This is a genomic window from Streptomyces sp. Isolate_45 (assembly GCF_024721315.2).
GTDB lineage: Bacteria > Actinomycetota > Actinomycetes > Streptomycetales > Streptomycetaceae > Streptomyces.
This window is the reverse complement of sequence record NZ_JANFAK020000005.1, coordinates 1-13,077: the sequence shown is the minus strand read 5'-3', so window position 1 is coordinate 13,077 and position 13,077 is coordinate 1. Positions and strand designations below refer to the sequence as shown.

Annotated in this window: 15 protein-coding genes and 2 pseudogenes; 12 read left to right on the top strand and 5 right to left on the bottom strand. The window is 69.8% G+C overall.

Annotation, left to right across the window (positions count from 1 at the left end; translation table 11 throughout):
- Positions 1-345: 345 nt before the first annotated feature.
- A complete protein-coding gene (locus tag NOD94_RS03005; protein ID WP_281204120.1) occupies positions 346-597 on the bottom strand; it encodes a hypothetical protein in 252 nt (83 codons plus the stop codon).
- Between the two features lie 1,149 nt (positions 598-1,746).
- Between NOD94_RS03005 and NOD94_RS03000 the strand changes: the two genes are divergently transcribed.
- The 4 genes and pseudogenes from NOD94_RS03000 (at position 1,747) to NOD94_RS02985 (ending at position 5,488) form a co-directional block, all read left to right on the top strand.
- Positions 1,747-2,091, top strand: coding sequence for a MerR family transcriptional regulator (locus tag NOD94_RS03000; RefSeq protein ID WP_281204119.1), 345 nt, complete (start codon positions 1,747-1,749; stop codon positions 2,089-2,091).
- Between the two features lie 107 nt (positions 2,092-2,198).
- The gene (locus NOD94_RS02995; RefSeq protein ID WP_281204118.1) at positions 2,199-2,531 is read left to right on the top strand and encodes an STAS domain-containing protein; all 333 of its coding nucleotides are present in this window, start codon (positions 2,199-2,201) and stop codon (positions 2,529-2,531) included.
- 254 nt (positions 2,532-2,785) lie between these two features.
- On the top strand, positions 2,786-3,991 hold the full coding sequence (locus tag NOD94_RS02990) for a PP2C family protein-serine/threonine phosphatase (protein ID WP_281204117.1): 1,206 nt from the start codon (positions 2,786-2,788) through the stop codon (positions 3,989-3,991).
- Positions 3,992-4,923: 932 nt separating this feature from the next.
- A pseudogene (locus NOD94_RS02985) lies at positions 4,924-5,488 on the top strand (HNH endonuclease family protein).
- A 323-nt stretch (positions 5,489-5,811) separates the two neighbouring features.
- Here NOD94_RS02985 and NOD94_RS02980 read toward each other — a convergent pair.
- Positions 5,812-6,573, bottom strand: a complete 762-nt coding sequence (locus tag NOD94_RS02980) for a hypothetical protein (RefSeq protein WP_281204116.1) — start codon at positions 6,571-6,573, stop codon at positions 5,812-5,814.
- A 357-nt stretch (positions 6,574-6,930) separates the two neighbouring features.
- Between NOD94_RS02980 and NOD94_RS02975 the strand changes: the two genes are divergently transcribed.
- From NOD94_RS02975 to NOD94_RS02960, 4 genes are all read left to right on the top strand, one after another.
- Positions 6,931-7,119: a cold shock domain-containing protein gene (locus NOD94_RS02975; protein ID WP_281204115.1), complete on the top strand. Its 189-nt coding sequence runs from the start codon at positions 6,931-6,933 to the stop codon at positions 7,117-7,119.
- A 197-nt stretch (positions 7,120-7,316) separates the two neighbouring features.
- A complete protein-coding gene (locus tag NOD94_RS02970) occupies positions 7,317-7,598 on the top strand; it encodes a hypothetical protein (protein ID WP_281204114.1) in 282 nt (93 codons plus the stop codon).
- 51 nt (positions 7,599-7,649) lie between these two features.
- Positions 7,650-7,856 (top strand): hypothetical protein, encoded by a 207-nt coding sequence (locus NOD94_RS02965; protein ID WP_281204113.1) that lies wholly within the window; start codon positions 7,650-7,652, stop codon positions 7,854-7,856.
- Positions 7,857-8,324: 468 nt separating this feature from the next.
- The gene (locus NOD94_RS02960; protein WP_281204112.1) at positions 8,325-8,474 is read left to right on the top strand and encodes a hypothetical protein; all 150 of its coding nucleotides are present in this window, start codon (positions 8,325-8,327) and stop codon (positions 8,472-8,474) included.
- Between the two features lie 93 nt (positions 8,475-8,567).
- On the opposite strand, the gene NOD94_RS02955 is transcribed toward NOD94_RS02960, so the two are convergent.
- Positions 8,568-9,236 carry a hypothetical protein gene (locus NOD94_RS02955; protein WP_281204111.1) on the bottom strand — a complete coding sequence of 223 codons (669 nt, stop codon included), beginning with the start codon at positions 9,234-9,236 and terminating at the stop codon, positions 8,568-8,570.
- Between the two features lie 195 nt (positions 9,237-9,431).
- On the opposite strand from NOD94_RS02955, the gene NOD94_RS02950 reads away from it, so the two are divergent.
- A complete protein-coding gene (locus NOD94_RS02950; RefSeq protein WP_281204110.1) occupies positions 9,432-9,971 on the top strand; it encodes an EF-hand domain-containing protein in 540 nt (179 codons plus the stop codon).
- A 64-nt stretch (positions 9,972-10,035) separates the two neighbouring features.
- On the opposite strand, the gene NOD94_RS02945 is transcribed toward NOD94_RS02950, so the two are convergent.
- On the bottom strand, positions 10,036-10,533 hold the full coding sequence (locus tag NOD94_RS02945) for a peptidase inhibitor family I36 protein (RefSeq protein WP_281204109.1): 498 nt from the start codon (positions 10,531-10,533) through the stop codon (positions 10,036-10,038).
- Positions 10,534-11,095: 562 nt separating this feature from the next.
- Between NOD94_RS02945 and NOD94_RS41360 the strand changes: the two genes are divergently transcribed.
- Complete coding sequence (locus NOD94_RS41360) at positions 11,096-11,257, top strand: hypothetical protein (protein WP_348652304.1); 162 nt, start codon at positions 11,096-11,098, stop codon at positions 11,255-11,257.
- A 110-nt stretch (positions 11,258-11,367) separates the two neighbouring features.
- Here the strand turns inward: NOD94_RS41360 and NOD94_RS02935 are convergent, their stop codons facing one another.
- Positions 11,368-11,850: a hypothetical protein gene (locus NOD94_RS02935; protein WP_281204108.1), complete on the bottom strand. Its 483-nt coding sequence runs from the start codon at positions 11,848-11,850 to the stop codon at positions 11,368-11,370.
- Between the two features lie 480 nt (positions 11,851-12,330).
- Here NOD94_RS02935 and NOD94_RS02930 point away from each other — a divergent pair.
- A pseudogene (locus tag NOD94_RS02930) lies at positions 12,331-12,516 on the top strand (HNH endonuclease); the annotation flags it as partial.
- A 300-nt stretch (positions 12,517-12,816) separates the two neighbouring features.
- On the top strand, positions 12,817-12,978 hold the full coding sequence (locus NOD94_RS02925; RefSeq protein ID WP_053676175.1) for a hypothetical protein: 162 nt from the start codon (positions 12,817-12,819) through the stop codon (positions 12,976-12,978).
- The last annotated feature ends 99 nt before the right edge of the window (positions 12,979-13,077 follow it).

The window sequence follows — 13,077 nt, the reverse complement described above, 5'->3', positions numbered from 1 at the left end:
ACCCTCACCCGTTCGGCAGGGGCGCACGGCAGGGCGCCCCCGCGTTCCACCGACCTAAGGCCGAGCGAACGACGGCTCGCAGGTCTGGTTGTCCGTCATCAGGGTCGGGCGCCGCCGGGCCTCTTCCGCGCCCATGCGACTCCGGGCGCATCGCCGTAACCGAGCGGGGCAACGGTCCGTGCTGTCACCCGAGGGCACAGCCCAGGCGGGTCCTGACCCCGGAGGTTGAACACGTCGATGCGGCACTCCAGCCCCATGACGCCTCGTTCGACCGCGCAGGTTACCCTCTGCGGCCGTTCCCCGGCGTGGGCGACGGTGATGCCGGAGCGGCCGATGCGGCACACTTCACGCCGTGAACGAGGTGGGCGGCGGGCCCAGCAGCCAATTGCCCGGCGCATCGGGCGATTCGCTGGTGAAGTACTCCAGCACCGCCGCATGGATCTCGTTGTGCTCCGGCGTTCCGCTCCCGTCACGGTCCAGCATCCGGTAGGCCGCGGTCAGGTCGCGCTCCGAGGTGAGCCCGAAGGCAGCGGAGAGCAGCACCCGGTACTCGCGCTCGGACACCTGGTCGTCGCCGTCGGTATCCGCGATGTCCACCAGCGCGCAGCACAGCCGGTTCAGCGAGGCTCGGAAGGAGCGGGCGTTCTCTCGTGCCGCCGCCAGCAGTTGCGCGGCGAAGGCGTCGCGGTCCAGTTCGCCCCGGCCGCTCGGGTCGTGCAGGGTAGGGGTCCCCTGTCATGTGTGGTCGAGCGGTAGGCCAGCAGTCTGGCCCGGAGGTAGCGGGCGCAGCCCCGTCACTCCATGACGATCCCGGATTGCTGTCCGGATTCAGCCGTCCGGGTCACCACGTCACAGCACCCGCACATCGGATCACGGCCCGCCGGAACTGACTTCGAACGAGCTGTCCTGGTCAGGGCTCGGGCGGTGTTCACCCTTCCTTCGCGGGGCCCTGCCGCCTGCCGGCCCCGCTCCCGCCGGCTGTTCCCCGCCCGTGGTGGCGTTCGTTTTCCTCAGCGGATCTCACACGAAAACCTATGGTGGCCGGAGTAGACATTGGGTGCTGGTGTGGTTATGGTTTCTCTCGTAGCCCAGTCAAGAAGGGCCCGGCAGAGACGAACTGGCGGGCAACAGAAAAGGTTGTTGCAGTTCAGCAGTGCGGTGCGGTGGTGGAGTGTCGAAGCCAGGTTTTGTGCAGGATGGGCGACGGGACTGATCACCGGACCGGGTGGCCCGCAGTCGTCAGGGGCCACCGGGAGCATTACCGCAGTGGTGCAGTAACAGAAGTCCGCAGTACCTCGGTCAGGGCGTCGAAGGTGGGCGTCCGGACCGGGAGGTTCGGCAGTGGGGTTCCAAGCCAGAGCAGATGCAGGATGGGCGACGGGGCCGGCTGCCGAAGCGTGGTGCTTGGTCAGGCCACGAGCAGTTCGCAGTACCAGCAGTTGCAGTACCGCAGTAAGAGCAGTACCCGTTTGGTAAGTAAGTGATCCCAGAGGGATGAACGGAGGAGTTGAGGCGCCATCAGGATCGCCCGGACGCCACGCGAGTCCGGGTACCGCAGGACATCGTTTGTGAGGTGGTCTCCGGTCGAGCAACCGCGATCCCCGCACCCCCGGCAGCATTCCGGTCGGGTAGGCGGAACAAGAAGGCCGGCGCAGTTCCAGGGCCGGTAGATGGTGTAGCAGTTCCTTCGGGGCCCGGGTGCCATCAGGCGCCCGGGCCCCTCCGCATGGTTCACAGAGAGGTGAAATGACCGCAGGCGACATGCTCGACCGTCTCGACGACGACGATTTCCCCGCCTACACGATGGGCCGGGCCGCCGACATGCTCGGCACCACCCAGAGCTTCCTGCGCGCGATCGGCGAGGCTCGCCTGATCACCCCGCTGCGCTCCGCCGGCGGGCACCGGCGTTACTCCCGCTACCAGCTGCGCATCGCCGCCCGCGCCCGGCAACTCGTCGACCGGGGAACCCCTATCGAGGCGGCCTGCCGGATCGTGATCCTCGAGGACCAGCTCCAGGAAGCACGGCGCGTCAACGCGGAGCACCGGCAAGTCGCCACCGCGGCGCCGGCGCGACCCCGGGCCGCGGCCTGACCCGAGTCACCCCGACGCACCCTCATGAGCCGATGTGGAGAACCCCCGCATGGGCTCTTCCACATCCCCCGCCCATCCAGACCCCTGTACCCGATCAAGGAAAGCCCGTGGAACAAGACGTCCTGACACTCCCGGACGAAGGTGACGGCGTCCGCGTGATCGCGTGCTCCGGAGAGTTCGACCAGGACACCCTCGAGCCGCTGCGACAGGCCTACGCACCGGCCGTCGCCGACCCGGCAATCCGACGGATCGTCCTGGACGTCAGCCGTATCACCTTCGCCGACTCCTCCATGCTCAACACCATGTTCCACCTGCTACGCACCGGCCGTCTGGTCCTGGCCGGCCCGCTGCCGCGTTCCTTGGCCCGGGTCCTGGAGATAACCCAGGCCGGCCCGCTGTTCCCGACGGCCGGCAGTGTGGAAGAGGCCCGCACCCTGTAGCGGGCCCCGCCCTCCTGCCTTCGCGGGCACGCAGTGCTCGCCCCGGCCCCCTCACGCCGGGACCGGAGCGGAACTTCGCCCGGCTTTGCCCCGTGCCGCCGCACTCATGCCGGCATCGCAGTGGTGTGACGTTGTTCATGGGGTGGGCTTGGCTGTCCAGCGGCGGGTACACCAGGTGGGACGTCTTCGTCCGAGGGGAAGCTGGAAACCTTCCGGGCTGACTCTTATGAAGTGCGGATCCTGTGGAGGCTGCTGTGACGGATGACCGGTTCGGGTTGGCTGATGTGCTGGCCGGGGCGGAGGCGGCCGCGCCGGTGGACTCCCTCAATATCGTCGCCCACAACCTGCGGGACCGATTCGGTGCCCGATATGTGTCATTTCTGTTCGTCGACATCGTTGGCCGGCGCATGCTGCGCGTTCACGACACCTTGGGCGCGGATCCGGACGATCGCGCCGAGCGGATTCCCCTGGTCGACAGCGGCGTCTACGACGAGGTCCTGCGCACGCAGCAGCTGGTGCGGGCCCCGGCCGGCGATGACGGGCAGCGGGTCCTGGCCCCGGTGACGAACCGCGGCGACACCGTCGGAGTTCTGGAGCTGTTCCTCACCACCGACGTCACCGACGATGTCCTGGCGCAGGTGGAGGAGGCCGCGCACGCGCTGGCGTACATCATCGTCACCGACCGCCGATTCACCGACCTCTACCACTGGGGCAACCGCACCACCACGGTCAGCGTCGCCGCCGAGATCCAGCGCCAGCTCCTGCCCTCCGCCGCCGCGTGCGAAGCCCCCCAGTTCACCCTCGCCGGCGCCCTCGTCCCGGCGGCCACCGTCGCCGGCGACACCTACGATTACAGCCTCGATGCCGACACTCTGCACCTGTCCATCACCGACGCCATGGGCCACGACGTCCACGCCTCGCTGATGGCCACCCTCCTGGTCAACGCATCCCGCGGCGCCCGCCGAGCCGGCCAAGACCTCGCCGAACAGGCACGCCAGAGCCACCAGGCCCTCCTCGACCACGGCCACCGCACCTTCGTCACCGGCCAAATGCTGCGCATCGCCCTCGACGGAAGCGGCACCCAGCTCGTCAACGCCGGCCATCCCAAGCCGCTGAGACTGCGCGACGGCACCGTCACCGAACTCGCCCTGGCCGTGGACATGCCTTTCGGCTTCGGTGACCATCCGGGCATCTATCAGGTCCAGGACCTCGACCTGCAACCCGGCGATCGCCTCCTGCTCCACACCGACGGCATGCAGGACCGCGAAGCCGAAACGGTCGACCTGCCCGGCCTCCTGCGCAAGACCACCGCCGAGCACCCCCGTGAGGTCGTGCGCGCTCTGGTCGGAGCGGTCACCGACGCCTACGACAGCCGGCCGCCGAGAGACGACGCGACCGTTCTCTGCCTGGACTGGCACGGCCCCCGCACCGAAATCTCCCCGAAGGCCCTCGACCTCTGATGCGGGGCCTGCCGCAGGATGCCCGGACGCCGAGATGGCATCCTGATCACCAACACCGCCGCCGAACGGGCCGGAGGGCTTGACAACGGGAGGCAGGGCAGGTGATCAGGGTATGAGCACGCCCCCAGCAGCTGACGGCACGCTCGGCCCGTACCGCGCTCGGGGCGGCGACCAGCCGGCCGTCACGACGTCGGCCGCCGCCCGCCGTCACGTCGGCGAGATCCTGGAACGCGCGGGCATCCCCCTGACAGTGTCTTGCCGCAGACGCCCTCCTCGTCACCACCGAGCTCGTCACCAACGCGATCCGCCACGGCGGCGGCATCACCCTCTTCCACACCGACATCACCGACGGCGCCCTGCGCGTCCTCGTCGGCGACGCCAGTACGCGCACACCGTCCTCCCACGGCCGTGACCCCGCCCGGTCCGGCGGATACGGGTGGCCGCTAATCCAGCGACTGGCCGAACACATCGACATCACCCCCCACCCCGACGGCAAAACCATCCAAGCCATCCTGCGCCTGAGCTGAATTCCCCCTCCCCCTGCCCGCCGCCCGCGCCCAGGCCCAGCCGCGCCCGAGAGGTTGTCGGCGGCCAGGCGGGCGTCGAAGCCTCGCGGGCGCGGAGTCTTCGGTGGTTCCAATGAACACGGTGTCTCCCTAGTGGGGGTTGGGCGGGGTCGGCGGGCGGGTCTACAGCCAGCGGAAGAGGTCGCGGACCTGAGAGGCGGGTGCCGTCGACAGCGAGCTCGCGTACCTGGCCCCGGCGGCGGCCGCCGCGCTGGGAATGCTCGCCGACGCCATCACGCGGAGCACCGCCGACCGCGAGAGCGTCGTCCAGGCCCTGAAGGAGGCGGCCGTCCACCAGGCGCTTCGCCGACGCCTTGGCGGCCGCGTCCGAGGACGTCATGGACGAGACCGAGGACCCGTTCGCCGATCGGTGTCGTGGTTTCCGCGCTGCGGATCGCGGACGAGTCCCGGGACGGCTACGACCGCGACGCGTTCAGGCACTGGAACGCGGGCGAGAACCGCACCGACGGCTGTGACACCCGTCGGGAGGTTCTGATCGCCGAGGCCGTCGAGCCGCCGGTGGTGGGGCCGCGGCGCACGCTGAGCGGGGGCAGTTGGTGGTCGTACTACGACGAGCAGACCGTGACCTCGGCGGGCGCGCTGGACATCGACCACATGGTGCCCCTGGCCGAGGCCTGGGACTCGGGCGCTTCCGCCTGGACGCCGGCGCGGCGTGAGGCGTACGCGCACGACCAACAGCAGGCCAGCAGCCTCGTCGCGGTCACGGCGCGGTCGGAACCGGCAGAAGTCCGACCAGGACCCGTTCGAGTGGCTGCCGCCGGCGTCGGAGGCGCTGTGCCGGTACGCGTCGGAGTGGACCGCGACCAAGCTCCGCTGGGAGCTCGCCGTCGACGAGAGTGAGCAGGACCGCCTGTATGACATCGCGGCCGGCTGCGGCGGCAACACCGTCACCTACACCCCCGCCCCGTAGCGTCGACGAGGTTGATCGGCAGACTCTCCTCGGACTCGTCGAGGACTGTCCCACCACCCACCGTCGTCTACGAGGCAGCCCCCGGAGCCGGGGCAGTTTCCGCTCGTGCTGTGGCCCCGGTGCTGAACGGCGCACCGGGGCCCACCGACGTACACGGATCCCCGTGGGGGTCGTTCAGAATCCGTGCGCGTCAGCGAACCAACGATGCGGCGCCCTTGCCAGTTGCGGTGGCGTGGATGACGGATGTCAGCCGAACACCCAGTCCGCAGTCAGTCGTCCGCACTGGCGGCCACCCCGTCGGCTCAGCACCGCGCGGCGCCGTGTCAGATCTGGCCGTTGAAGCTGAACTTGCGCGCCACGTTCTGCCCGTCAATGGTGACGGCGACGCTGCCTTCCATGCTGAAACTCAGGTTCTCGTCACTGCCTGCAGTACCGCCGGATGCGCCGCCCGATGCCGAGGGAAGGGCGGCGCTCCAGGTGCCGGAGCCGGGGGTGCCCGTGTTGCCCTGGCAGGAGAGGGTCTGGGCGGTGGTGCCGAGCGGGAGGCCGGTGATGCGGTCGGCCGCCGTAAGGCGGAGCGTCACCGTGCCGACCGGGGTCTCGCAGTCGAAGCCGCCGGAGACGGTCAGGCCGCTCGGGGTGGGGGTGACGCCCTCCAGGGACGCCTTGTTCAGGCGGTTGCCGGCCAGGGCGACCTGGTCGGAGGCCAGTGTGACGCCGAGCAGGCCGCGCATCGTGGTCGTCAGGGTGATCTCGTTGCCCCAGGAGCCGCCGAGCCCCAGCAGTCCGGTGCTGACGGTGCCGCTGACGGATGCACCGGTGACCTTGCCCAGGCAGGTGATGACGGCCAGGCCCGTTGCGCTGTGGCCGAGTTCGTCACTGGCGTGGACCGTCACCGTGTTCGCGACACCGCCCGCGCACGAGTAGCTCCCCGACCAGGCGAGGGTGCCCCCGGAGCTCTGCGCGGAGACGATCCTCACCCCGGTCCCGGCAGGCTCCGCGGCGTGTGCCACGCCGGTGAGCGACCCGGCCAGTACCACCGCGCCACAGGCCGCCGCACCCGCGACCAGAGCGCCTCTGCGCACCGCCGGACTCTTCGATATCAACGCAGGAACCCTTCCAGGACATGATCGGGAATGACGATCATGCCCCATGCGGCAGGCTCGTTTCCGGCGTTCGCGAAGAGTCCGATCGGGTTTCACACCCCGGCTTCTCTCACCGCCGGCTGCTGATCCTTGTACGGGGTGTGCTGCTCCGGTTCGCCCGGTGGCAGCGGCATCTCTGCTGGTCCGGTATGGGAATTCACCCCTTGGGGTGGGCCGCCCCGCTGAGCCTGGCGGGCTGCCGGCGGGCCTGGAACGATCCGCTGAGGCGACCGTTTCGGTCGCCGCCCGTCGCGTCGGACCGCGCGGCGGACCGATTCACGTGGCAGCGGAGGAACGATGCCGGCAGGGAACATCTCGTTGTACAACTCGGACAAGGGCTTCGGCACCATCACCGGTGACGACGGCAAGATCTACAACTTCGTCCCCAGTCAGGTTGAGCGGGGCACCGCGCTCATGGAGAGCCAGAGGGTCACGTTCAACGTCGTCAACGGCGAGGCGACCGGCATCACCTACAACTTCGACTGAAGCACCGCATACGACGGAACGCTCGTCGTGGAGCACATCGGGCACACCGGCGATGCCGGATCCGCCCTTCGAGCACCGACTCTGGCGGGCGGCCGTCGGCCCACGACCGCGACGCCGCTGATCCCGGATGGCCTGACGGACCGACCGGACCGCGTCCGGCACGGTGACCGGCGGAGCCTGTTGTCGTTGATCTTTACATGATCAAGAAAACCGCACAGGCGGCACTCGTCGTGGGCACCGTCCTGCTCTCCGCCGGCTTGGCGCACGCCGACGCCGTCGACGAAGCCGCCCTCAGGGACCGTGTCGCCACCCTCACGGCGGACGTCGAGCAGGAGAACCTTGACAGTGGACGGCTGTCGGCGGGCACCGGCACCTTGGGCGTGCCCCGGCCCGGCGACGTCATTCCCATCGAGGTCGACTTCACCGCCAACGAAGACAGCAGGACGGCCCAGCTGGATGTGACGGCGGACCAGGCCTGAACCCGGCATCCACGCGGTGCGAGATCCCTGCCCACGCAGTGAAGGAACCTCATGAGAACTCCGGACCACGATGCCCTGATCGAGACGATCACCGTCCTGTCCCGCGACCTGGCCACCGCGCTCGGGCAGCTGACGGACGCACCCGCTCCTGTCCAGGCACGGGCCAGGGCGGTGCTCTCCACCAACCTCGCCACCTACGCCGAGACCGTCCAGGACAAGTACCTGGAACAGGACATCGTCTACGCCGTCGGCAAGTAGCTCGGCAGGGCCGCCGCGCCTCCGCCCCGGGCCCGGGACACGACCGCGGGGGCTTGCGAATCCGGCGGGCCCCCAGCCGAACCGTCGTTGCGAGGGCCCGGCGCCGGGGGCGTCGGTCGGCCGGCGACCCAGGGCCGGTAACGCGGGCTCCGGCCGTGGGCGAGTGCTCCTTTGCACGCCCGACCGCGTTCGGGCGCCACCGTGGACGTGGCACCGACCGTATCCGGCGTGAACCCAGTCCCGCCTGCGGAGAACCCACCGACCCCTTGAGGGCGCTTCGGCGGAGAGCGGGCACCGACGGCTGTCCCCGAGCCGCGCTCCCCAACATCCGTCGGCTTCTCGTCGAAGATCGGGCTTAGGGGGCATGGACACCGTCGGCGGCGACCCTCCGCTGTCGGCTCGCCACCTTGCGTAGTGACATCATCGGCGGGCGGCCGGCGCCCTGCCGCCGCATGAGGAGGATTCGCCATGACCGAGAAGGACCTCTACGCCGACGAGCCCGAACTCGTCATCACCGCCGTCGCCGGTGACGAGGACGCCCACGACGCCACGGAGGAAGGGGCACCTGCCGAAGGACAGGCGCAGGCGCGCAACATGATGCAGCAAGGCCAGTCCTGACCCCCACCGACAGGTCTCCCGGCCCTGTCCTGTCCACCCGAGGACAGGCCCGCCGGCCGCGGTCGCCGTTCCGCCAGGGCGAGCGGTAATCGGTCACCGGCCTGATGTGAGTCCGGTGATGAATTTGCGGCAGCGCCCCTGGTGGACGGGGTTGATGCCGTGGATGAGTTGGGCGCCGTAGACGGTGGCGGTGCCGGTGTCGGCGGGCAGGACGGTGGGGCTGCCGGTGACGGTGTGGATCCAGGACGTGTCCTGCTCGCCGCGGGAGATCTTGTCGTGGGGTGCGATGCGGGTGAACCGCATGCCCGGCGCGTAGCCGGTGTGGGGTCCGGCGTCGAGCCGTGTGTCCCATACGGCTTCGCCGGGGCCGGTCTCGATGAAGAACTCGCCTCCGGCGGTGGCGTCTTCGACGGTCACGCCGATGCGGGCGACATGCCGCGGGTGGGCCAGCGGGTCGGGCCCGATGCCGTCGAGGTGGCGGACCGCGCCCTCGCCCGGCCCGAACTCGATGAACTGCCACGGCGAGGCCCCCACAGCCGAGGGGAACACCTTGCGGATCTCCGGCAGGTGCCGGGCGACCGCACGGTCGAGGAACTCGTGCACGCGGGCGGGAAGGTCGTCGAGTTCCTCGCCCACGTAGGCGGGACGCCAGCTGATGGCCGCGAGATGATCGTCAAGGAGCGCGGTGAGCTCGGTGATCTCTTTCGGGTCGAGGAATCCGGGCACGGTGCGGACGGCGAGTGTCTCGGTCAGGGTGATCACGGTCATCCCTTCGGGCAGGCGACGGAGCATCCGGCCGCATGAGGCGGGCGGGCAGGCTTCATCCTCGAACAGCGTTCGGGAGCCCGGCGGGGCGCGGCGGCGGCGCACGGGCGCACATGTGCGGCGGTGTCGAGGCCTTCGTGGCCCACCTAGTCTCGGCGTTCTTCCCGCTGTGACGACCTGCGAGGTTTCCCCGTGAGTGAGCTCGACGACTACGCCGCCAAGATGGCGGCCCGCTTCCACACCTTCGACCAGGACGGTGACGGACACGTCACCCGCCGGGACTTCCAGCTCATGGCCGAGCGGGTCGCTCTCGCCTTCGACGTCGCCGACGGCGCGGGCCAGGTCGCTCTGCGGGAGGCGGCCGACCGGTACTGGGAGGGCATGGCCGGCCTCGCCGACAGGGACCTCGACGGCCGCATCACCCGCGGGGAGTTCGTCGGCGCCGCCCTGGCCGGCCTGCACCAGGACCCGGAAGCGTTCACCCGGATCGCCCTGCCCTGGCACCGGGCGGTGTTCACGGCCGCCGACCACGACGGCGACCGCCGAGTCACCGTCAACGCGGTCGACCTGATGTTGGTCACGCTCGGCGCGGAACCGGAGCAGGCCCGCCGTGTCGCCGCCGAGCACCACACCGACACCACAGGACTGATCACCGAGGACGAGATCCTCACCGCCGTCACCGCCTACCACACCACCGGCCAACCCCAGCAGGCCTTCGCCGTCCCCGCCTGAACCACCGCGACCGCCCGAAGGCTTGCCGGCCTCACCCGCCACGTCCGTTGGCGGCTCGTGAGGATCAGTTGATCTTCACGGAGGTGATCTGGTCGTTCCAGTTGAAGCCGGCCTCCGGCCCGTAGGGAATCTGGTCGCCCTTGCCGTACGGGGCCTGGCGGAGGGTGGTGTACAGGGTGCGTCGGCGGGCCGTGGTGGTGAAGCTGTGGCCGCTGTACCTGCGGTCCTGGTAGATCGTGACCCGGCGGCCGGTGTTGTTGACGAGGGAGGAAGCGCGGTCGCTCATGTGGTTGAGGTGAGGGTCGCTGACCTTGGTGGCCCACATGGATCCGCCGCTGGGAGTCACGGGCTCCTTGCCGGGGAGCCCTCCTGTGGTATTCCACTGGACGTCGTCGTAGACGCACAGGTAGCCGTCGGGGCAGGCCTCGTGCCCGTGGCCGCCCTGGACATAGAAGGTGTCGGGCTGTCCCTGCCCCGCGGCGGTTCCGCCGGGCAGGGACAGAGCCAAGGCGACGAACGAGCCGGCGGCCAGAGTGAGCCCGCGTGCGCGATGGATGCGCATTCCGGTACCTCCGATAGGGGTGGGATCCAATCGCATGATCAACGCCACCGGATCCCGAAGGTCACACCTGTTGGGCGGCCGGGCTGCCGGTCCGGATGCTCCGGGGTTCCACGGCCATGGAGAGCCGGCTGGCGTGGCATCTCCCCGGGCGACCTCGCTCACCCGGATACCCGGAACCGGCAGAGGGCTCCAGCGGCGGCAGATGACCGCGAGGGCGAGGACGATCTCGGTGAAGGCCAGGGGCCCTTGGCGCGGAGCGTGCGCGGTCGGGCGGCCAGCGGTCGAGTTAGAACCGCTCAGGGTCGGGGAACCAGCGCGGATCTCGGTGCAGAGCGTAGGTGCTGCAGGGGAGCTCCACGCGGGCGTTGTGCCCGTGGCCGCCTTGGACATAAAAGATGTCTGGCGAATACCGCGCGCTTCGAATAGCGCTCCCCGCCAGCTAACCCACCCCGTGGCGTACGGCGCGGCGGGAGGCGTACGCGAACGACCAGAGCAGCCCGGACACTCTGATCGCGGTCTCCGCCGCCACCAACCGCTCCAAGAGCGACAAGGACCCTGCCGAGTGGCTGCCCTCGGACGGCTCCTACCACTGCACGTACGCCGCGACCTGGTCGGCACGAAGTTGCGCTGGGACATGGCCGTCGGCGAGTCCGAGCGGCAGGCTCTCCTCGGACTCGCCGAGGACTGCTCCACCACCACCGTCGTCTACGAGGCCGCCGTGTAGAAGCGTTGAGCGGATCGTTGCCGGTCGAGTGGGACAGGCCCCCGGGGTGGGGGACACGGGCGTCTGCGCGTCCCCCACTATGAGGGTGGGTGATCGTGGTTGGGTGACGATCAGTACGCGCCGACGTACTGGACGACGTTACGGCTCAGAGCCTTGGCCGGAACCTGGCCGGTGAGGCCCTCGTGGGTGTAGGAGCCCGCGGTGATCGTCGCCATCCACTCCTCGGAGGGGTAGGTCTCGGGCGTCTTCATGACCTCCGACAGGTCAACGGTGCTCGCCTCCTTGTCGGTGCCGAAGCGGATGTGGAGCGTGCACCAGGTCTCGGTGGAGACGAAGGCCGTGTCCTCGCAGCGGCGGTAGGCGTCTCCGACGACGACGGGGCTCTCTCCTCGAATGTCGTGGACGACGCCGTGGCCCGTGTAGTTCGCTCCGGTGAGATCGCTGAACGTGATCGTCATGGCGTAGAGGTCAATGGCCGTGTGCTGGGTCGGCTGCTGGGCGGCGACGGGCGCGCTGAAGGCGCAGCCGGCGCCGAGCGCGAGGGCCGCCACGGCGACCCCGAGGGTCTTCTTCGACGGAACGAAACGCTTCATCTGGTCCAACCGATCCTGTCGCGTTGCGTCCGGACCGGCGTGGTCCGGACGGCGCTACATGATCATGGGCGTCAGCTCGTTGTCATCCCGCTCCGTGGTACTGCCGGCGCTCTCCGCCCGGAGGGCTCTGCCGAGCCTGCGGGCGGAGAAACGATTCGGAACTGCCGAGCCCCACCCCCGGATGGCGGATTACGGGCATCGCCTGATCGGCTCCCGGAGTTCACCCCGGTGGCCGGGGCGCACAACCGGCACATCAGGCCCGAGCCGTTGGCGCTCGCCCACGTTTCCGGTCCCTCTCCGTCCAACGGCCAGAGCGAACCGGCAGCACCACGAATGACGTCCTGGCCCAGGTCTGGAAACTCCCCACTTCACGGACGCTCGTTCCGGGGTCCCCGGCCCTCCCGGACACCGACGTCGCCGCCTAGTGGGGCGTACCGACATCGGGGGAATACCGCACGCTTCGAATAGCGCTCCCCGCCAGCTGGGGCAAGTTCGTAGACGGCGGCTCGGCGGGAGGCGTACGCCAACGACCTCGGTCAGGAGACGTCCCTCGTCGCGGTGATCGCTCGTTCGAATCGGCAGAAGTCGGATCAGGATCCGGCGGAGTGGTTGCCGTCGTCGTCGGAGGCGCTGTGCCGGTACGCGGCGGAGTGGACCGCGACCCGCCGCTGCCTTTTGGCGGCGGCCCGCGCTTTCGCGTGCCCGCCCTGCCGCCGTGTGGGGGTCGGCGGCCGACGTGCCGGGTGCCGGGTCGGGTGGGTTGCGGTCGGGGGTGGATCGGTGACGATGTGCGGCCTGATCACGCGGCGAGCGCTGGTCCTGCCGGTCGGTTTCCGGGGAGGAGCGGGCCCGGCGGTCGACTTCGGAGCGGATGCTCGTGCCCGCAGGTTCGGATAAGAAACAGATAAATGTCGGGTGCATGGTGGGGAGGTGGTCGGGCACACGATGCCTTGGAGGTTGATAACTATGGTTCCCCTGCTTCTTGTTCTTCTGCTCGCTCTGATTCTGTTCGGTGCCGGTTTCGCGGTGAAGATCCTTTGGTGGGTCGCGATCGCTGTTCTGGTGTTGTGGCTGGTCGGTTTCGTCGCCCGTCCGAAGGGCGGTAGCGGCCGCTGGTACCGCTGGTAGCCGAACACCCGCTTCGACTGCACGTCATGGGGGGGGGGGGGGGGGGGGGGGGGGGGGGGGGGGGGGGGGGGGGGGGGGGGGGGGGGGGGGGGGGGGGGG